Annotated in this window: 17 protein-coding genes; 13 read left to right on the forward strand and 4 right to left on the reverse strand. The window is 62.6% G+C overall.

Going from position 1 to position 20,974, the window contains the following annotated elements:
• Positions 1-188 precede the first annotated feature (188 nt).
• Together ACOVQ0_RS01345 and ACOVQ0_RS01350 are read left to right on the forward strand one after the other, a co-directional pair.
• A complete protein-coding gene (locus ACOVQ0_RS01345) occupies positions 189-2,564 on the forward strand; it encodes a TonB-dependent receptor (protein ID WP_421879159.1) in 2,376 nt (791 codons plus the stop codon).
• A gap of 130 nt (positions 2,565-2,694) precedes the next feature.
• Positions 2,695-3,708, forward strand: coding sequence for an MBL fold metallo-hydrolase (locus tag ACOVQ0_RS01350; protein WP_421879162.1), 1,014 nt, complete (start codon positions 2,695-2,697; stop codon positions 3,706-3,708).
• Positions 3,709-3,786: 78 nt separating this feature from the next.
• Here ACOVQ0_RS01350 and ACOVQ0_RS01355 read toward each other — a convergent pair whose 3' ends face one another.
• Positions 3,787-5,031, reverse strand: a complete 1,245-nt coding sequence (locus tag ACOVQ0_RS01355) for an MFS transporter (protein WP_421879165.1) — start codon at positions 5,029-5,031, stop codon at positions 3,787-3,789.
• 164 nt (positions 5,032-5,195) lie between these two features.
• Between ACOVQ0_RS01355 and ACOVQ0_RS01360 the strand changes: the two genes are divergently transcribed.
• Complete coding sequence (locus ACOVQ0_RS01360) at positions 5,196-5,954, forward strand: siderophore-interacting protein (RefSeq protein WP_421879168.1); 759 nt, start codon at positions 5,196-5,198, stop codon at positions 5,952-5,954.
• 48 nt (positions 5,955-6,002) lie between these two features.
• Here the strand turns inward: ACOVQ0_RS01360 and ACOVQ0_RS01365 are convergent, their stop codons facing one another.
• Both ACOVQ0_RS01365 and ACOVQ0_RS01370 read right to left on the reverse strand, forming a co-directional pair.
• Positions 6,003-7,058 (reverse strand): Rieske 2Fe-2S domain-containing protein, encoded by a 1,056-nt coding sequence (locus tag ACOVQ0_RS01365; protein WP_421879172.1) that lies wholly within the window; start codon positions 7,056-7,058, stop codon positions 6,003-6,005.
• Positions 7,059-7,166: 108 nt separating this feature from the next.
• On the reverse strand, positions 7,167-8,363 hold the full coding sequence (locus ACOVQ0_RS01370) for a LysR substrate-binding domain-containing protein (RefSeq protein ID WP_421879175.1): 1,197 nt from the start codon (positions 8,361-8,363) through the stop codon (positions 7,167-7,169).
• Between the two features lie 189 nt (positions 8,364-8,552).
• On the opposite strand from ACOVQ0_RS01370, the gene ACOVQ0_RS01375 reads away from it, so the two are divergent.
• From ACOVQ0_RS01375 to ACOVQ0_RS01415, 9 genes are all read left to right on the forward strand, one after another.
• On the forward strand, positions 8,553-10,130 hold the full coding sequence (locus ACOVQ0_RS01375) for an aldehyde dehydrogenase (NADP(+)) (RefSeq protein WP_421879178.1): 1,578 nt from the start codon (positions 8,553-8,555) through the stop codon (positions 10,128-10,130).
• Between the two features lie 97 nt (positions 10,131-10,227).
• Positions 10,228-11,202 (forward strand): PhnD/SsuA/transferrin family substrate-binding protein, encoded by a 975-nt coding sequence (locus ACOVQ0_RS01380; RefSeq protein WP_421879181.1) that lies wholly within the window; start codon positions 10,228-10,230, stop codon positions 11,200-11,202.
• A gap of 10 nt (positions 11,203-11,212) precedes the next feature.
• Complete coding sequence (locus tag ACOVQ0_RS01385) at positions 11,213-12,238, forward strand: amidohydrolase family protein (protein ID WP_421879184.1); 1,026 nt, start codon at positions 11,213-11,215, stop codon at positions 12,236-12,238.
• Positions 12,239-12,240: 2 nt separating this feature from the next.
• On the forward strand, positions 12,241-13,083 hold the full coding sequence (locus ACOVQ0_RS01390; RefSeq protein ID WP_421879288.1) for an amidohydrolase family protein: 843 nt from the start codon (positions 12,241-12,243) through the stop codon (positions 13,081-13,083).
• Positions 13,084-13,132: 49 nt separating this feature from the next.
• Positions 13,133-14,149, forward strand: coding sequence for a protocatechuate 3,4-dioxygenase (locus tag ACOVQ0_RS01395; RefSeq protein WP_421879187.1), 1,017 nt, complete (start codon positions 13,133-13,135; stop codon positions 14,147-14,149).
• Positions 14,142-14,999 (forward strand): HpcH/HpaI aldolase family protein, encoded by an 858-nt coding sequence (locus tag ACOVQ0_RS01400; protein ID WP_421879190.1) that lies wholly within the window; start codon positions 14,142-14,144, stop codon positions 14,997-14,999. Before ACOVQ0_RS01395 ends, ACOVQ0_RS01400 begins: the two co-directional genes overlap by 8 nt.
• A gap of 5 nt (positions 15,000-15,004) precedes the next feature.
• A complete protein-coding gene (locus tag ACOVQ0_RS01405; RefSeq protein WP_421879193.1) occupies positions 15,005-16,555 on the forward strand; it encodes an acetolactate synthase large subunit in 1,551 nt (516 codons plus the stop codon).
• 15 nt (positions 16,556-16,570) lie between these two features.
• A complete protein-coding gene (locus tag ACOVQ0_RS01410) occupies positions 16,571-17,446 on the forward strand; it encodes a phosphate ABC transporter substrate-binding protein (RefSeq protein WP_421879196.1) in 876 nt (291 codons plus the stop codon).
• 29 nt (positions 17,447-17,475) lie between these two features.
• Entirely contained in the window at positions 17,476-18,723 is a 1,248-nt protein-coding gene (locus ACOVQ0_RS01415; RefSeq protein ID WP_421879199.1) for an MFS transporter, read from the forward strand.
• Positions 18,724-18,747: 24 nt separating this feature from the next.
• Here the strand turns inward: ACOVQ0_RS01415 and galE are convergent, their stop codons facing one another.
• A complete protein-coding gene (gene galE, locus ACOVQ0_RS01420) occupies positions 18,748-19,761 on the reverse strand; it encodes a UDP-glucose 4-epimerase GalE (protein WP_421879202.1) in 1,014 nt (337 codons plus the stop codon).
• Between the two features lie 194 nt (positions 19,762-19,955).
• Between galE and ACOVQ0_RS01425 the strand changes: the two genes are divergently transcribed.
• Positions 19,956-20,969, forward strand: a complete 1,014-nt coding sequence (locus tag ACOVQ0_RS01425; protein ID WP_421879205.1) for a LacI family DNA-binding transcriptional regulator — start codon at positions 19,956-19,958, stop codon at positions 20,967-20,969.
• Positions 20,970-20,974: the final 5 nt, after the last annotated feature.

Below are 20,974 nucleotides of genomic sequence, written 5' to 3' on the forward strand. Positions count from 1 at the left end.
GTCCTTGCCTGCCTCGGGCCTGCCCCGATCAAGCACTGTCAATTCACTGCTGGCGCATGTTTCAGGATATTCATTTTGTGCTTTGGGTGAACATTATTGCAAGCCTCCGGCTGGTTAGTGGCGAAGGAAACGGTCATTCAATCCGACATAAGGTGCGCAAAGTCGCAGCAAGTCTGGGGAGAAGATCAATGAAGCGGACTTCATTCATGAATGCATCGGCGTGGGTCGTGATGGGCTATGCGCTGGTTGCAGGCGCAGGTGCCGCACAGGCACAGGCACAGGCGCAGAGCGACGAAGGCAATGCTGCGGCATCCGGTGTCAACGAAATCATCGTGACGGCACAAAAGCGCGCGCAGAACGCACAGGACGTTCCGATCGCAATCACCGCATTGGGCGGCGACGATATCGCCGCAGCAGGCATCACCGGCACCGAGGATCTGCGCTTTGCCGTGCCCGCACTTAACGTGACGCGCGGCGCAGGCGGTTTCGGCCTGCCGCGCATTCGCGGCGTGGGTGCAACCGGCCAGGGCAACGGCATTGAAAACCCCGTCGCGCTCTATGTCGATGGCGTTTACTATTCGGCTTCGACCGGCGTACTACAATCGCTGTTCGATACTGAACAGGTTGCCGTCATCAAGGGCCCGCAAGGCACGCTGTTTGGCCGTAACGCAACCGGGGGCCTGATCCAGATCAGCACGCTCAACCCCAGCCTGACCGAAGCCAAGGGCAAGGCCGAAGTCGGCTATGGCAATTACGACACGGTCCGCGCGGCGGCCTTTGTATCGGTGCCACTGTCCAGCACGGTCGGCGTCAGCCTATCGGGCCAGTATGAAAAACGGGGCGACGGTTTTGGCACCAACGTTTTTACCGGCAACGATGTTCAGGATGCGCGGACATATGCGATGCGCGCCAAGCTGCTGTTCGAACCGACCGATGCCACCCGCATCGTGCTGTCCGGCGATTTCAACGGCACGGACGACAGCAGCCCCGCATTTACAGCGTTTGGCCTGAACTCTCTGGGCCAGTCGGTTCCGGCCGAAGTCATCAGCCGTGGCGGCGATCCGCGCTATGACATCTTTGCCGATGTCGATCCGCAACTGAAAGCGCGGCAGGCAGGTGGCAGCCTCACGATCTCCCATGATTTCAGCGGCGTATCGCTGAAATCCATTACCGCCTATCGCAAGACCGACCTTTTCGTTGCCTTCGATCCCGATGGCACCACAACGCCAACTTTGCGCATCCTGAACGACAATGTGGACAAGAACTTCACGCAGGAAATCAACCTGATTTCCGAAGGCGATGGCCCGTTCAAATGGGTGATCGGCGGGTTCTACATGAACAACAAGGCCGGCCAGTTGCCGGGCCGCACCACCGGCCTGTCGCAGTTCGGCGGCAATGGCTACAACGACGAATTCAATCAGGTAAAGCTCACCTCGTGGAGCGGATTTGCCGAAGGCACCTATACCTTGGGTAGCGACACCAACATCACCGCTGGCATCCGCTACACTGCCGACAAGCGCACGCTGGACGCCACAAGGGTGGGCTTCAACGGCAATACCAACACCACCACCACGATCGTCAATCCTACCGAGGTCCGCAACTTCAACCGGTTCTCCTACAAGGTTTCGATCGACCATCGCTTCTCGGACGAATTCCTGGCCTATGCCAGCTACAACCGGGGTTTTCGCGCCGGGACATTCGTGCCGCAGGCCAATCCGATCACCATTCTCGAACCCGAAATTCTCGACGCCTTCGAAGTCGGCCTGAAATCGGACCTGTTCGACCGCAAGCTGCGCTTCAACCTGTCGGGCTACTACTACGATCAAAGCTCGGTTCAGGTCATGCAGGTGATCGCGGGCGTGCAGAACGTGTTCAGCGCGCGGGGCGGTGCGGAAATCTATGGTATCGACGCCGATTTCTCGCTGAACATGACCGACAATTTCCGCCTGTTTGGTGGCGTGGCGTGGAACCATTCACGCTACCGCAGCTTTACCGACGCCTTCATCTCGATCCCCTTCCCGCTTTCCACCACGCTGGGACCGGCAGGCGCGGCGGCATTCAGCACCACGAATTACAAATACATCGACAGCGTAAGCGGCCAGACGCTGGCGAACACGGTGTGTCAGGGCACTTTCGTTCCGCCCGCGCTGGCCGGAACGCAGGCTGGCCGCGACAGCTTCTATCGCAGCCGCCCGGGCGGCAACTGCCTTCTGCGGGGCGATGCCACCGGAAAGCGCCTGCAGAACACGCCGGACTGGAACGTCAGCATGGGGGCCAGCCTGGATGTGCCGACCGGGATCGGCAAGTTCAACCTTTCGGGCAACATGGGCTATAACGGCGGCTATGTGGGCACCCCGGACGAGCGCGTGACGCAGGACAGCTTCACCGTGGTCAACGCTTCGGTCACATGGCGCAGCAACGACGAACGAGTGTTCGCCCGCTTCTGGGCCAACAACCTGACCGACGCCTATTTCCGGTCGCAGATTGGCGCATCCAACAGCGGCGATAACGGAACCGCTGGCGCGCCGCGCACCTTCGGCGTCACGCTGGGCTTCGAATACTAAGGCTGCCCACGCCCTGACCCATAATGCGCAAAGCCGCCCGGCAATCAAAACCGGGCGGCTTTCGCTTTTTCGATCTACACCTTTTCAGGCCGAACACGCATGGTCTGGAAATGCCAAGGAGAACCAGCCAATGCCCCCGCCCTTCACCCCCAGTCGCCGCTCCATCCTGAAAGCGCTGGGAACCGCTGCCTTTTCGCTCGCGGCACAGCCGGCCTTTGCAAATCATCACGCCGCTGCCGATGCACCGCCGTTCAGGATAACCCTGCTTGGCACCGCAGGCGGGCCACCCCCGCACGTTGGGCGATCGCAACCGGCTTGCCTTCTGGAGATCGCGGGGAAAGCCTATCTGATCGATGCGGGTGAAAATGTTGCGCAGCAATTGGTACGGGCCGGTTGTCCTTCGCCCCGCCTCAGCGCAGCATTCCTGACCCATCTTCACTGGGATCATGTGCTTGGGCTGGACTATCTGATGGCTACCGGATGGATGATGGGCAGACGCGCACCTTTGCCGATCTGGGGACCGCCGGGAACCACGGAATATGTCAACCGCACAGTCCGCCAGATCCAGCTGGGCGAAGACATCTTCCGCGCCCAGGCCACCGACCGCCCTCCTCTGGCGCAACTCTATCCGGCCAGCCAGACAGACAGGACCGCGCCGCATGTCATCTACGAAGACGGCACCGTCACCGTCCGCGCGGTTGAAAACTCCCACTTCTCCCTGATCCGGGCAGAACCGCATTCCTATGGCGCTGACCGGGCGCTGTCCTACAGGTTCGATACGGCGCAGGGGTCGGTCGTGGTGACCGGCGACACCGGCCCGTCAGCCGCGCTGGAAGAGTTTGCACGCGGGGCAGACGTGCTTGTTGCCGAAGTGACGGATTTGCCATCCATGCGCGCGGCCCTGCAGGCCACCGGCACCACCGGCGCCACGCTGGAAACGCTGATGCAGCACATGGAGCATCAGCATCTGACACCCGAGGCAGTCGGCAGGATGGCAAAGGCGGCCGGTGTAGGCAAACTGGTGCTCACGCATTTCGTTGTTGGCCGCAGCTTCGATCCCGATACCTTTGCAGCGCAGATCCGGCCCTATTTCGGCGGGGAGATCATTGTCGGCAAGGATCTGGCGAAGATATCCGTGCGCTGATCAGCCCCCAACCCCGGACAGCAAAAAGCCCGATGAGCATGGCGCTCATCGGGCTTTTTCATTGGGCAATATACCGTTTCAGTGAGCCGCAGCAGCCGTCCTGCCGCCCGCGCCCAGCGTGGCACTGGAAACGATGGTCAGCGCCAGCAGCGCAAGCCCTGCCACCAGTGCTACCGGCACCATCGCCCGGATAGACTCCGCCGCCTGCGCGCCCTGCCCCAGCGCAAGTCCTACGATGATCGGTGCAAAGACAGAACCGAAGCGCCCCATCGCCACGGCAAAGCCCACGCCCGAACCCCGGCCCTGCAGCGGATAGACGCGCGGTGCGACACCATAGAGCGTGAACTGGCCGCCCAGCACGCCCAGCCCCACAAGGAACGCCGCTGCCATCAGGCCGGTTGGCGTATCCACGCGCGCGAACATGAACAGCCCCACGGCCATCAGCCCATACAGCACCAGCATTGGCGTGCGAACGCCCAGCCGGTCAATCGCGCGACTGGCGATTACCCCGCCAACGATGCCGCCCACGTTGATCGCAATGATGGCGTTGATGCCCACCGGAATGGGATACCCCATGCTTTTCACCAGCAGCGGCGTCCATCCCAGCAGGATCGACAGCAGCGCCAGTGTCAGGATGAAGGCTGTCCACAGCAGCAGCGTGGCCGGTGCCCGGCCATCACCGAACAGGGCCTGCGTGGCGGGCATCCGGTCTGAACGGTTGGCCGTGCCGGGACGGCGCGTTTCGGGCAGGAAGCGGATCAGCAATGGCAGCGTCAGCACGGTCAGCACGCCGCCGACAAGGAACAGGCTCTGCCAGCCGAAGTTGGTGACCATCGTCCGCCCCGCCAGCCCCGAAATGATCCCGCCCAGCGGTTGGCCGACGATCATCGTGGTAACCGCGCTCGTCGTCTTTTCCGCCGCACTCAGTTCGGTCATCGTGGCAATCAGCGTGGGCATTGCCCCGCCCAGCCCGATGCCCGCCAGAATGCGTGTGATCACCACCATTTCGTATGTCGATGAAAGCGCGGTGGCAAAGGTGAACAGGCCCAGCGCGGCGACCGATACGATCACCACCGGCTTGCGCCCGATACGGTCCGCCAGCCAGCCACCCAGAACCGCGCCAATAGCCAGCCCGATCAGCGTGGCGCTGAGGAAGAAGCCGATCTGCCCTTGCGAAAGCTTCATCACCTTTTGCAGCGCAGGCCCGGCAGATGAAATGACCTGCAGGTCATACCCTTCGAGCACCGAAACCAGAAAACAGAGCGGCATGGCAAAGGCACCCGCCTGCGCCATCTGCCCCGGCTGTATTGTCTTGTCTGTCATATCGCTCTCCCAATATGGCGAGCATAATAGTGCGTCGGGCACCGGCAAGGACTGCATCGGCAATCTTATGCGGCGTGCATCATTATCAATCGAGATCAAGCCGCTGGCATGGCATAGACCCATCGACCGAGACGAGACACGGAAAGCCGGAGATAGAGACGATCATGGATGACGAACGCAAGACCTGCCGCATTCGGCACGAAACCGCGCGCCGCCGCACGCTGACCGTGGCGGAAAAGGTGCAACTCACCCCGGCTTACCTCTCGATCCGGTTCACCTGTGCAGACTTTGGCGATTTCTCATCCGCTTCGCCCGATGACCATATCAAGCTGTTCATGCCCGGTGCGCCTGCAGGAGGTGGAAAACCGCCGATGCGCGATTACACGCCGCGCCTTTTCGACGAAGCATCGGGCACTTTCGTGATCGACTTTGCGCTGCACGAAGATCCCGGCCCGGCAACCGCATGGGCCATCGCCGCAAAGCCGGGCGATACCGTGGAAATCGGCGGTCCGCGCGGCTCGGTGGTGATTTCGGATGCGTTCGCCGCATATTGGCTGATCGGCGATGAAAGCGCCCTTCCCGCGATCCAGCGCCGTCTGGAAGAATGGCCGGACAAGCAGATTCATGTCCTTGCCGCCGTGTCCGGCGCGGAAGAGGAACTTGCCCTGCAACTGGGTGCGAACCATCGGGTGCAATGGGTGCATCGTCCCGCGCATGAAGCAGCAAGCAGCACAGGCCTGCTTGCCGCGCTGGAGGCCAGCTTCCGGGCCGACAGCGAAACTTTTGTATGGATCGCCGCCGAAGCTGGCGTGACCAAGGACCTGCGCGAGGCCGTGCTGGCGACCGGCCATCCGCTATCGCAGATCAAGGCCTCGGGATACTGGACCTGGGGGCAGGCCGATACCACCGCCAAGTTTGAATAGGTCGGGCCAACTGCCCTGCCTGCATCACATCAGGCAGGGCAATTTCAATCAGGCTGCCTTTGCCTGATCTTCTTCCACCATCCGGTCGATCATGCGCAGGGCCATCATCGGCGCACGATCGATCGCCAGTGCTGTCTTCTGCCGAAGTCCCGTGCGTTCCTGTTCGCGCTGGATGGCACTGGCCATCACGTTGTCTTCATCGAACGTCTTTTCCAGGCTCCCGCGCAGCTTTGTGTTGAACGCATCGTCGCCAACGCGGAAATTGCGGATGTGCAGCCAGAAGAAGTGCGTGGTGGATTGCGTTTCCGGCGTCAGGAACTTGTAGCTGTACGTGCGCACGCCTGCGTTCATCGTCTGATCGCTGCGTTCGGCACCTGCCGGAATCACCGCGATATCGACAAAGCTGGTCGCCGGTAGCTGAAAATGGAAGGCGATCTGCCGGTCCACGCGCCCATCGCCAAAATCGCGGCTTTCGCGGTCGAGCGGCGTAGGCGGAATATTCTCGATCCACCGGAACGCCTTGAGGCCATGTTCCGTCCGGCTGACTTCCACCGGAATGTTCTTCGCGGCGGGATTACCGATCGTTTCCTTGTGCAGGAACGTGGTGTGCGCCGGGTCCATCAGATTCTCGATCTCGATCCGGTAGTTCGCGCCGTGATGCTGATACCCGTTTTCCAGAATTTCCCAGCCCGCTTCGCCATAGGACGGGACCGATGGCATCAAACCCTCATCCGCAGCACCTTCCCCGGTCCACACCCAGACCAGCCCGTAGCGTTCGATCGTGGGATAGGCCCTCGCCCGCGCGGTTGGCGGGATCACATCCTGCCCCGGAATCGAAATGCAGGCACCGCTGTGGTCGAACACCATGCCGTGATACCCACAGCGCAACCCGCCATCGGCACATTCGCCCAGCGAAAGCGGGGCAAGCCGGTGCGGGCACTGGTCTTCCAGCGCGCCTGCGGTGCCATCGGGCATACGGAACAGCACAACCGGCAGGTCCAGAATGCGCCGGGCCAGTGGCCGGGCGCCGATCTCTGCCGACCAGCCCGCCGCGTACCACTGGTTCCGAACGAATCCTTGTGTAAAATCAGCCTTCAACGACATCAGATTGTCTCCCAATATGGCCGAAGAAAAGCACGGATCGGGCCTGTGCAGGCAATACGAATGGCTTGCCGAACGATAGATGTTGCTTCTGAACCCTAAAGTCAGGACCTAACCGGCCACGGCAATTACCGTGTCGAGAAATTCGCGCTGCAGGCCTGTGGGCAGCCAGTCGGCGCGCATGGTCACGCCGATGGAAGGATTTTCGCCATCCAGCGCATAGGGCAAGGCGATCAGCGTGTCGGCCTCGGATTGCAGCTCGAACGATGTGATGATCGTCAACCTGTCGCTCACCGCCAGAAGTTTGCGGATGATGGTCAGCGATGATGTGGCAAGCGAGGATCGCGGCGGCGTGCCCGCTCCGAACAGGGCGTTGAAGCAGGCACGCCGGGTCGAACCTTCGGTGCCCACGATCCAGTCATAACCCGCCAGATCATCGCGGTTCAGCTTCGGTCTGCCGTCCAGCGGATGATCCCGCCGCGCCACGATGCAGAACGGCGTCTCGATCAGACGTTCGCTGCGCAGATCGTCCGCATCGTCTTCCTGCACGATGCCCAGCAGGATATCCACTTCGCCCGCCCGCAGGCGGCGGATCATTTCAGACGTGCTGTCACTCACCACCCTGATATCGGCATCGGGGCGATGATCCAGAAACGCCTTCAGCACATCGGCCAGCAGCAGCACGCCGCCAAACGGCAACGCACCGATCACGATCTGGCGCTGCCTGCCGCCCGCCATCGCGCTCAGTTCGCTAAGGCCGGATTCGATTTCCTGCATCGCCAGCTTCAGCTTGCGGCCGAACGCCATGCCTTCGGGGCGCACGGTCAACCCCACGGCAGCACGATAGAACAGCGGGCGGCCGATATTCCCTTCGATATCGCGCGTGGACCTTTGCAGCGACGCTTCGGTAAGTTTCAGCGCAATCGCCGCATCGGACAGCGTGCTGTGCTCCATGATCCCGATCAGCGCGCGCGCCTGCGACCGGGAAAGGCGATGGACGATGGCGCTTGCCTGTTCCACGCCATCAGCACCACCAATGGCCACCACCGCTGCCGCCAGTTGGGCGAACATGCGCCGGGTGCGCAGGTGCAGGATTTTTCCCGCCTCTGTCAGATAGCTGCCGCTGGCCCGCCGTTCCAGCAACGAAAAACCGACCTGCCGTTCAAGTTTGGAAAGGGCCTGCGTGACCGCGGGCTGCGACAGGTTGCACTCTTCGGAGCCTTGCCGCACGCTTTCCAGCCTGCCCACGCTTTCGAACAGGCGCAGTTGCTGAAAGCTGATCGACGCCGCGAAACTTTCGCCCTCCAAAGGCTTATCCTCTCAAATCCCGGACCCAAAATTGATAGGCCTAATGCCGCCAATCTATGGGATTCCAGTGCCAGTTCAAAAGAAATTCACCGGCTGCACCGATAGAAAATTTATCGGTTGGCACATGGATTGAACTGATCCTCCACGCTGATGCGCTGTAGCAACCGGCGGTGTCGAGGAGAGGATGACATGGAAGTTCGCGGCGAATTGCTGATCGGTGCCCAATGCACCGCCGGAACGGGGCCGGGCTTCCGGTCCTTCGATCCCGCACGCAGGCAGGAAATCGAACCGGAGTTCAGGGCCGCAACGCTGGCAGATGCCGAACGTGCCTGCGCGCTGGCAAGCGCTGCCTTCCTGGCATTTCGCCAGACCGGTGCGGCCTTGCGTGCCGCATTTCTTGAAACCATCGCCACCAATATCGAAGCCGCCGCCGAACCCATCGTGGCCCGCGTGATGGCGGAAACGGGGCTTCCCGAAGCGCGCTGCCGGGGTGAACTGGCGCGCACCACGGGCCAGTTGCGCCTGTTTGCCCGCGTCGTGCGCGATGGCCATCACCTTGATGCGCGGATCGATCCCGCCCTGCCCGATCGCACGCCGCCCCGCGCCGATATCCGCATGGTGCAGCAACCGGTGGGACCTGTCGTGGTCTTCGGCGCCAGCAACTTCCCGCTGGCCTTTTCCGTTGCTGGAGGAGACACGGCATCGGCGCTGGCCGCAGGCTGCCCGGTGATCGTGAAGGGCCACAATGCCCATCCCGGCACGTCGGAACTGGTCGGCCGTGCAATCCAGAGCGCGGTCGCACAGCATCAACTGCCCGAAGGCACGTTCTCTCTGCTGTTCGACGATGGCTTTGCCATCGGCAGCGCGCTGGTAGCCGATCCGCGCGTGCAGGCAGTGGGATTCACCGGTTCGCGCCGGGGCGGCATGGCGCTGGTGGCCATCGCTCAGGCACGACCAAGCCCGATCCCGGTCTATGCCGAAATGAGCTCGATCAACCCGGTCATTCTTCTTCCCGTCGCGCTTGAAAAAAGAGCCGAACAGATCGGTGCAGCCTATGCGGCCTCGTCGATGCTCGGCGCAGGGCAGTTCTGCACCAATCCCGGTCTGCTGCTGGCGATTGACGGACCAGACCTGAACCGCTTCGTGCAGAGCGCCCTTGCTGCGCTGGCTGCAGCCGCGCCGCCCGTGATGCTGACGCCGGGCATCCACGATGCCTATCGCAAGGGCGTGCAACGCCTGTCCCAAAGCGCTGGCGTAGACGCGCTGCTGGCAGGTGAGGCGGACGACGGCATCGTGTGCAACCCCGCCCTGTTCGAAACCGACGCGGAATCCTTCACGGCCAATCCCGCGCTGGCCGAGGAAGTGTTCGGTTCCGCAGCGCTGCTGGTCCGCTGCCGCGATGCGGCACAGTTGCAGGCCGTGGTCGGCAGCCTCGAAGGGCAACTGACCATCGCCATCCACGCCGACGATGACGATATCGATCTGGCCGGGCAGCTCATGCCATTGGCCGAAAGCAAGGCGGGCCGCATCCTGTTCAACGGCTTCGGCACCGGTGTCGAAGTGTGCGATGCGATGGTGCATGGCGGCCCCTTCCCGTCCACCAGCGATGGGCGGACCACTTCGGTCGGCAGTCTGGCCATTGCGCGGTTCCTGCGCCCTGTCTGCTATCAGGACGTTCCGCCCGCGCTGCTGCCCGATGCCCTGCGCGACGAAAATCCCGCAGGCGTCCCCCGCATGATGAATGGCCAGCACAAGGGCGGGCGATAAGTATTGCATCGCAGCCGGCAGAATCCGCGCAACCAGCATTGATGCCCGGTCATCGGCATGGTTGCAGTAAAGATAACCTGGGAATGAGGAGCACCCCGTGGCCGCCAAAGTGTCACTGAAAATCGCCGTAGCCGAACACCCCCACACATCGGCCATCCGGTCCGGCGCCATCGAGATCGAAGGCGTGGATGCAGAGATCGTCACGGTAAAGCCGCAGATCGGCGCGTTCCGCCGGATGGTGCGCGATGTGGAATTCGACGTGTGCGAAATCGCGCCGACGACCTACATCATCGCCCGCGCCTATGGCCGCCCGTTCAAGGCGCTGCCGATCTTCGTGGTGCGCCGCTTTCACCATTCGGGCCTGCTCGTGCGTCCCGATGCCGGGATCACGCACCCCAAGGATCTTGAAGGAAAGCGCGCTGGCGTGCGGGCCTATTCGGTCACCACCGGGGTCTGGACCCGTCAGGTTCTGATCGACGAGTTCGGCGTCGATAACGACAAGATCCACTGGTTCGTCGATGATGAAGAGCACGTCCAGCAGATGCAGCTCCCCGCCAACGTCAGCCACGTTGCCCCCGGCGATTCCCTGGCCGACATGATGGCGCGGGGCGATATCGTGGCAGGCTTTGCCGCAGCCGCAGGCATCGGCCGCACCGGCGCGCCCACGGGTGGCTGGCAGGAAGTCGAGGCCGATTACCCGGACCTGTTCCCCAATGCCGAAGAGCTTGAGGCCGATTACTATCGCCGCACCGGCGTCTATCCGATGCACGGCACCATCGTGGTGAAGGACAGCGTTCTGGAAGAGCATCCGTGGGTCGCGCGGTCGATCAACGATGCCTTCACGCGCGCCAAGGACGATTGGGTGGCCAAGCTGCACGCCGGAACCGCCGAGGGCGAGAATGCGAAGAAATATGCCGCTCTTGCAAAGATCGTGGGCGACGATCCCCTGCCCTATGGCATCGAAGCCAACCGACCCACGATCGAAGCGCTGGAAAAGACCGCATGGGACCAGCGCCTTACGCCCAAGCGCATGACCATCGACGATCTGTTCGTCGATCCTTCGAAGATTTGAGGTTCGGGATATGATCATCGATTGCCACGGCCATTTCACCACCGTTCCGCAACGCTTCCGCGATTGGCGTACCCGGCAGGTTGACGCCGCAAACGATCCTGCCAACGCACCCGATCCGAAGGAAGCGATCCTTACCGACGACGAGATACGCCAGGGCGTTGGCGGCGGGCAGTTGAAGCTGCAGCAGGAGCGCGGGTCGGACCTGACGCTGTTCTCGCCCATCGCCGGGCTGATGAGCCATCATCTTGGCAACGAACGCACCAGCATCGAATGGGCGACCGTTTCGAACAACAACGTTAAGCGCGTGTGCGAACTCTATCCCGACAACTTCGTGCCGGTCTGCCAGCTTCCGCAATCACCGGGCGCGCCGCCCGCAAACTCCGTGCCCGAACTGCGCCGCTGCGTTGAGGAAATGGGCTTTGTCGGCTGCAACGTGAATCCCGATCCCACGGGCGGTTACTGGACGGGCAAACCCTTTACCGACCGCGAATGGTATCCGCTGTTCGAAGCGATGTGCGACCTTGATGTGCCGGGAATGGTCCACGTTGCCGCATCGTGCAATCCGAACTTCCACGGCACCGGCGCGCACTATCTGAATGCCGATACATCGGTGTTCATGCAGATCCTCCAGTCCGATCTGTTCAAGGACTTTCCCACGCTGCGGCTGATCATTCCGCATGGCGGCGGGGCCGTGCCCTATCACTGGGGCCGCTATCGGGGGATGAGCCTTGAAATCGCCAAGCGCCCGCTCGAAGGCCTGCTGGACAACATCTTCTTCGACACCTGCGTCTATCACCACACCGGTGTGGAACTGCTGACCAAGGTCATTCCCACCACCAACGTGCTGTTCGGATCGGAAATGATCGGCGCGGTGCGCGGCACGGACCCGAACACCGGCCACTACTTCGACGATACCAAGCGCTATGTCGATGCCTGCGAAGCGCTGAGCGACGATGACCGCGCGCTGATCTTCGAAGGCAACGCCCGCCGGGTGTTCCCGCGCCTCGATGCGCATCTCAAGGCGAAGGGGCTGTGACGATGGTGATCGACATTCACCCCCACGTCATTTCTGATGACGAAAGCCGCTATCCCCCAGCGCCGCTGTTCGGCAAGCGGTCGGACTGGTCGCAGGAACGCCCGTCAACGGTGGAAACCCTGATCGCGCAGATGGATGCTGCCGGGGTGGACAAGGCCGCCGTGGTCCACAGTTCCACCACTTACGGCTTCGACAATTCCTATGTCGTCGATGCCTGCAATGCCTGGCCCGATCGCCTGCTTGCGGTGGGATCGGTCGATGTGCGGGCGCCCGATGCCTGCGCCGTGATCGCGGATTGGACGGCGCGCGGGCTTGGCGGCCTGCGCATCTTCACCGGCGGCAGCACCAAGGATTTCGATCCCAGCGAACTGGAAGACGAAGCGGCCTATCCGGCGTGGGAACTGATGGGCGAACTGGGCCTGACGATGTGCATCCAGACCGGCCCGGTCGGCCTGACGCAGGTCAGCGCCCTTGCCCGCCGTTTCCCCAACGTGCCGATCATCCTCGATCACCTTGGCCGCCCCGATCCGACCGACGGCCCGCCCTATGCCGCTGCACAAAGCCTGTTCGATCTGGCAGCGATCCCGTCGATCTACCTTAAGCTGACACCGCGCATCATGGGCGATTGCGTGAAAGGCGATGCCGATCCGGCAAGCTGGTTCGGCACGCTGGTCGAACGGTTCGGGGCCAGTCGCATGGCCTGGGGGTCCAACTATCCCACATCGCCCGGCACGCTGGCCGAAATCCGGCAAACGGCGCAGGATCGCCTCGCCTCGCTTTCGGCGGAAGACCGGGAATGGATTTTCGGCAGGACGGCAGCAGCGCTCTACTCACGCCTTGCCTGACGCCTGCGGGCGGTCAGGGCACACAACAATGCAGTTCAGGACTTGAATCATGGCTCAAATCGTCTTCGGCATGGCCGTTCCCCATTCGGGAATGCTTGGGCAGACCCCGGAAGAATGGCTCCACAATGCTCCGCGCGATCAGGCCAACCCCGAACTGTGGTTCCGTGGCCGCACCTGGACTTACCCGGAACTTGAGGCGGAACGCGGCGCGGCATTCGAACCGTTCCTGACGATCGAGGAGCGCACCATGCGCGCCGCGAAATGCGCCGCAGCGCTTGATCACATGCGCGAAGCCTATGCCACCGCCGATATCGACGTGGCGATCATTCTGGGCAAGGATCAGAAGGAAATCTGGCCCGGCATGTCCCCCTCCATCGCGATCTATACCGGGCAGGACGTGCACAACGGACCGCCGCAGCGGCCCGTCTATGCGCCCGATCATCATGTGGTGCATCAGGCCCATCCCGAACTGGCGACCTATCTGATCGGGGCCTTCCAGCAGCAGGGCTTCGATCTGACAGACCTGATCGAATGGCCCGAAAACGTCTGGATGGAACGCCAGATGAAGCAGAAGGCCGATTACCCGGTGGTCCCGCACGCCTACAGCTTTGTCTATCACCAGATCATGGGCGATAATCCGCCGCCGCATGTGCCGGTGCTGATGAACCTGTTCTATCCGCCAACACAGCCTTCGATGCAGCGCTGCATCGATTTCGGCCGGGTTCTGCGCGATGCCATCCTGGCCTGGCCCGAAGACGTGCGCGTTGCCATCATCGCCAGCGGCGGTCTTTCCCACTTCGTCAATGACGAGGAGTTCGACCGCAAGGTGATCACCATGCTGGCCGACTACGATTACGAAGGTCTGGCCGCCATTCCCGACACATATTACCAGTCGGGCACGTCCGAGATCAAAATCTATTCGACCGTCATGATGGCGCTCCAGCACACCGGAGCGCAGATGACGCTGGTCGATTACGTCCCGTGCTGGCGCACCGCCGCCGGAACGGGTGAGGGAATGGGCTTCATGTACTGGGCCACCGAAAAGAAAGACGCACAACATGGCTGACCTGCGCCTCAACGGCATCATCCGCGCATTCGAAGCTGGCAAACCGGCCTTCACCTGCTTTGCCAAGCTGGATCGCCAGACCGCCATCGAACTGACCGACGCGCCCTATGACGGGATCGTCTACGAGATGGAGCACAACCCCTACGATGTCGCGGCGCTGGGGGATTGCCTGCAATACATGCTCAACCGCAAGGCCATCGCGCAAAGCGGTTCGGTCGCCCCATCGGTCACGCCGATTGCGCGCATCCCGGCCAATGGCGCGGAGATGAACCAGTTTCAGGCCAAGCAGGTGCTGGATCGCGGCGTCTATGGCGTGATCGTGCCGCATGTCTGGACGGTGGAGCAGGCGTGGAACGCTGTCGCTTCGTGCCGCTATGCCCGGCCAAAGGGGGCCGCCTTCTATGAACCCAAGGGGCTGCGCGGCGATGGACCCGCCACGGCGGCACGGTATTGGGGGCTTTCGCAGGCGGAATACTATGCCAAGGCCGATGTCTGGCCGCTGGTGCCGCACGGCGAACTGCTTGTCGGCCTGATGATCGAAAGCCCCGAAGCGATCGAGAATCTCGACGATATCCTGTCCAACGTCCCCGGCATCGGCTTTTGCCTGATCGGTGAAGGCGATCTGTCGCAGGCGCTGGGCTATCCGCGCCAGTACGAACACCCCGAAGTGCTGGGCGCAATGGCCCGTATCGTGGCCACCTGCCACAAGCACGGCGTGATCGTCGGCAATCCGCACGTGGGCGCGAAGAATGTCGAACGCCTGCTGGGCGAAGGCTATCGCTTCCTGATGTCCGCGCCTTCACGATCCTATGGCGTCGTCGGCCAGGGCCGCGAGCTGGCGGGGTATTGATCGCCATGAACGGCGCCAACGCCCTTGTCGAAACGCTGGCTGATACCGGCATCGAAATCTGCTTCGCCAACCCCGGCACGTCTGAAATGCACTTTCTGGCCGCGCTGGAAAACCCCCGTATCAAGCCGGTTCTGTGCCTGTTCGAAGGCGTGTGCACCGGCGCGGCAGACGGGTGGTATCGGATGCGCGACAAGCCCGCCTCCACCCTGCTGCACCTCGGCCCCGGCCTCGCCAATGGTCTGGCCAACATCCACAATGCCAAGCGCGCCAGTTCGGGCATGGTCAATATCGTGGGCGAACATTCCGCCGCCCACCTGCGCCACGATCCGCCGCTGACATCGGATATCGAAGGTCTGGCAAGGCCGCTCAGCCATTGGGTGCGCCGTGCCGAAAGCGCGCAGAGCATCGCCTGGGATACGGCCAGCGCAGTGGCCAAGGCATCGGAACATCCGGGCCGCATCGCCACCCTGATCCTTCCGGGCGACACTGCGTGGCAGGACGCAAGCGGCTCCATCGCGCCAAAGATCGCAGCCCCGGCGCGCAAGGTGCCCGATGCGGCGCGCATCGATGCCATCGCCAAGGTGCTGCGGTCAGGCGAACCGGCAATGCTGGTCCTTGCCAACAAGGCCACGCGCGACGGCCCGTTGGAACTGGCTGGCAAAGTGGCCGCAGGCACCGGCTGCCGCCTCGGTTCGCAGTTCTTCACGGCGCGGATCGAACGCGGCGCAGGCCGCGTGCCGCTGGAACGCATTCCCTATGCCGTTCCGCAAGCCATCACGTTCCTGAAGGATATCAAGCACATCATCACGCTGGAAACGCGCGAACCGGTGGCGTTCTTCGCCTATCCGGGCCGCCCCAGCCTGATGAAATCCGCCGACGCCGTGGTTCACACTCTGGCCGATGATGACGAAGACAGCACGCTGGCGCTCGAAATGCTGGTCGATGCGCTCGGCCTTGGCGCAGCCACGCCCACCCGGCAGGCCGCCGCCGAACGGATCATGCCCAGCGGCAAACTGGATGCCATCAGCATTGCCCATGCTCTGTGCGCGGGCATCCCCGAAAACGCCATCGTCGTCGATGAATCGCTCACCAGCGGGCGGGAATCGATGAGCTATACGCTCGGCGCGCTGCCGCACGACATGATCAACAATCTGGGTGGATCGATCGGCTACAGCCCGCCTGTCGCCACCGGCACCGCGCTGGCCTGCCCCGATCGGCGAAGCATCTGCCTCGTGGGCGATGGCAGTGCGATGTACACCATTCAGGCACTGTGGACGCAGGCGCGCGAACAGTTGCCGGTCACCACGGTGGTCTTCGCCAACAACAGCTACAACATCCTCAAGGCGGAATACGCCAACATGGGCGCTGGCACCGCGCCTGGCGAACGCGCGCTCAGCATGATCGATATCGATCGCCCGACGATAGACTGGCTGGCGATGGGCCGGTCGATGGGCGTGCCCGGCGTGCGCGTGGAAACCGCCGAGGATTTCGCAAAAGCCCTGCTCGATGCGAACGGCGAGGCCGGTCCCCGGCTGATCGAAGTCAAACTCTACTGAACGGGATCAAGACAGATGCTGACCCTCAAGGCAAATGTTGCCGAATATCCGCAGACCAAGGCCCTGCTCGACGGGCGCGTCACGTCCGACATTGTGAAGCTGGATTTCTGCGGCCCGGAAAAGGCGCACAACGGCTTCAAGGACATGCTGCGCCGTGGGGCCTATGATTGCGGCGAACTTGCCATCGTCACCTATCTGCAGGCGGTCGCTTATGGCAAACCGTGGGTCGCCCTGCCCGCCCCCGTATCGGGCCGGTTCCAGCACCATTGCGCCGGCTTCAACCGCGAACTGGGCCATCTTGCGCCCAAGGATATCGAAGGGCGCGAAGTCGGCGTCAGAACTTATGCGCAAACCACTGGCCTCTGGGTGCGCGGCGTGCTGCAGCACGAATACGGCGTCGATCTCGACAAGGTTACCTTCAGGACCGTGGGCGAAGGCCATCTTGAAGAATACACCGATCCGCCCAACTGCGTAGCCCTGCCCAAGGGGTCCGACATCGGCCAGATGATGCTTGATGGCGAACTGGCCGCAACGCTCCAGGGCGTCGATCTGCCCAAAGACCCGCGCGTTGAACGCCTCGTGCCCGATCCATTCAACGCGGCAAAGGCGTGGTACGCCAAAAGCGGCATCGTGCCGATCAATCACCTGTTCGTGGTCCATGCCGATATCGCGCGCGAACAGCCCGATGTGGTCCGTGAACTCTATCGCATGATCGGCGAAAGCCGCGATCAAACCGAGGGCGGCCTGCCCGATCCCTTCCCGCCGATGGGCTTCGAAGCCAATCGCGCCGGGATCGAGCTTGCCATCCAGCTTGCGTTCGAACAACGCATCATCCCGCGCAAGCTGAGCATCGAGGAACTCTTCGACCCGGCCATGCAGGCGCTGAACTGATTGGATGGCGCAACAGCGATGATGGCAAGATGATGGAGGCGCAATCGGGCCATCCTTTCGCATTCAGGAACTATCGGCACTTCTGGACCGCGCGCCTGTTTTCGATGCTGGCGCAGAATTGCGTCAGCGTCATTCTGGGCTGGCAGGCCTATGAAATTGCCCGCCGGACCATGAGCCTTGAAGGCGCCGCAGCCCAATTGGGCATCATCGGCCTGATCCAGTTCCTGCCGATTGCCACGCTTTCGCTTCACGCAGGCCTTGTGGCCGACCGGCACGACCGGCGCTTCATCGTGGGCGCGTGCCTTGCGATACAGGCCTGCGTCTCGGTCGCGCTGGCGGTGCTGACGGCAAGTGGCCAGATCACGCTTGGCAGCATCTTTGCCATTGCTGCGGTTCAGGGCGGCGCCCGCGCCTATTATCTGCCTGCCATGAACGCGCTGGGGCCAAATTGCGTGCCAAAGGCCGTTCTGCCGCGCGCCGTGGCGTTCTCCACGCTTTCGGGCAGGTTCGGCGCCATTCTCGGCCCCGTTCTGGGCGGAGCCTTGTTCACCGTCGCTCCGGCCCTGCCCTATCAGGCCGCCGTGGCCATGCTCCTCACATCCCTGTTGCTGGTGCTCACCATCCGCAACATTGACCGCCCACCTGTGGTCGCCCGGCCCAACCCCTTGCGGGAAATCGCCGCAGGGCTGCAATACGTGCGGCAAAGCCGCGTTCTGCTCGGTGCGATTTCGCTCGATATGGTTGCCGTGCTGGTGGGCGGCGCCACCGCGCTGCTGCCGGTCTTTGCCAGAGAAGTGCTGAATGTCGATGCCGATGGCCTCGGTGTGCTGCGCGCCGCGCCTGCGCTTGGGGCGATTGCCACCGGGCTGTGGTGCGCGCGCCATCCGATCGATCGCAACGTCGGCCCGAAGATGCTGGCATCGGTCGGCGTCTTCGGCCTCGCCACGATCTGCTTCGGCCTTGCCACCACGATGCCGCTGGCTCTCATCAGTCTTTTTGCCATCGGCGCGTCAGACATGGTTTCGGTGGTGGTGCGCCAGTCGATCATCCAGATCCGCACGCCAGATGAAATGCGCGGCCGCGTGGGTGCGATGTCCGCCCTGTTCATCTCCACGTCCAACGAACTGGGCGAGGCGGAATCCGGCTTTGCAGCGGCGCTGTTCGGCCCCGTCATCGCCGTGGTCGGCGGCGGCATTGGCGCGGTGATCATCGCGATTGCGTGGGGCAAGCTGTTCCCCGCCCTCGCCCGCGCAGACCGCCTTACCGAACCGGCTTAGCGCCCCTTCACCCGTTGCGCCCCCTCATCCGTTGCGCGTGGTGGCCAGTTTCTCGAACGCCCAGGCCGAACTGCACATGTCGGCAAGGTCGCGCTGTGCCACCCAGCCCAGTTCCTCGCGCGCAAGGTCCGGCCCGGCATAGCACGATGCCACGTCGCCGGGGCGGCGCGGGGCGATCTTGTAGGGCACCGCCACGCCATTCACCGCTTCGAACGTGCGCACCAGATCAAGCACCGAATGTCCGTTGCCGGTGCCAAGATTCCACACCGAAAGCGTGCGTTCGTCCGCCCCGATCCGGTCCAGCGCAGCCAGATGCCCCTGCGCCAGATCGATGACGTGGATGTAATCGCGCACCCCCGTCCCGTCCGCCGTATCGTAATCGTCGCCGAACACCGAAAGCTGCGGCAAACGCCCCGAAGCCACGCGCGTCACAAAGGGCATCAGGTTGTTCGGCAGGCCGTTCGGGTCTTCGCCGATCAGCCCGCTGGCATGGGCGCCTACCGGATTGAAATAGCGCAGGATCGCAATCCGCCATTCAGGGGCCGACGCCGCGAGATCCTCCAGCATCTGCTCCACGATCAGCTTGGTCCGGCCATAGGGATTGGTGGCCGAACGCGGATGCGCTTCATCCAGCGGCAGGTATTGCGGCGCGCCATAAACCGTCGCGCTCGATGAAAACACCAGCTTGCGCACGCCAGCCTGCTTCATCGCCTGCAACAGGCACGCCGTGCCCCACACGTTGTTCTCGTAATAGTCCAGCGGCTGCGCCACGGATTCGCCCACGGCCTTCAGCCCGGCAAAGTGGATCACAGCATCGATGGCATGATCGGCAAACACCCGGTCCAGCGCGGCACGATCGCGAATATCGCCCTCGACCATCACCGGCACGGCCCCGGCGATCTGTTCCACCTGCACCGCCACATCGGGCTTGCTGTTGGCGAAGTTATCCAGACAAACGACCCGATGCCCCGCTTCGATCAGCGCCACGGCGGTATGGCTGCCGATATATCCTGCACCACCCGTAAGAAGAATGTTCATGCCTGAAGTCACCAAGTTATCTGCCTCATTACCCGCACATACCACTCAGCGCGATTACGGCAATTTGCATACGATTGTAGAATGCCATCGCGTCTCCACGCAAATGCGTTTATGCGATTTGGGAATGCCGGTGCGGCTGTCAGATGAAATGCGGCCCACCACGATCAGGTACGGCACTGCGGAAGAAAAAGTGAATGGTTGCAACGATCAAGGATGTGGCCACCGCGGCAGGCGTGTCGTTCAAGACGGTGTCGCGTTTCATCAATGGCGAAACAAACATCCGGCCAGCCTATCGTGAGCGTATCGAAGCAGCGATCCGCGAACTGAACTACCAGCCGACGCTGGCCGCACGTCAGCTTGCCAGCCAGAAAAGCTTCATCATCAGCCTTGTCGTTGCCGATGTGCTGTTCAGTTACAACGCCCGCATGATGCTGGCTATCGCCGCCGAATGTCGCCGGGTCGGGTATCATCTGATGACCGAAGTCCTGGGCGGCGAGTTTCTTCAAGGTCCGAACACCAACCGGATCAATCTGTCCGCGCGCCCGGATTGTGTAATCCTGATCCCGCCCTTTCCAGATGACGTGAACCTGCTCCGCCAATTGGAGGAACAAGGATTGCCCGTCGTGCGGATCGCGGCAATCGGCGATGGTTACGGCACGACGATACGGATCGATGATGAACCTGTCACGATGGAGCTGATGCAGCACTTCTTCGATATGGGGCACAGACGCATCGCCATGATTGCTCCGCCCCTGCCGGAGCGCGCTTCAGAATCCCGCGTGCGCGGCTATAGACGCGCGCTTGAAGAGGCAGGGATTGCTTTCGACCCGGCATTGCTGGTGCGCTGTCCGTTCAGCCTGGCAACCGCTGTTGACGCAACGACCGAACTGCTTGCACTGCCCGATCGGCCGACGGCGATCTTTGCTGCCAGCGACACGATGGCGCTGGGCGCTATGGCGCGCGCCCATCAGCTAGGTTATCGTGTGCCCGACGATGTGGCGATTGCAGGTTTTGATGACGCGCCTGAGAGCCGCTATTCGTTTCCGCCCATCACCACGATCCGGCAACCCATTGAAGACATGGCCCGCGCCGCAGTGGTGGCCGCGACGAAGCGCGGCGGCCCTGCACCCGAAATCCGCCAGCGGCTTAAACTGCGGGGATCGACCACCGGTGACAGGATGATTTGCCGGGAAACGAACTTCGCCTGACGCCC

Source organism: Novosphingobium sp., from assembly GCF_049240505.1.
GTDB lineage: Bacteria > Pseudomonadota > Alphaproteobacteria > Sphingomonadales > Sphingomonadaceae > Novosphingobium.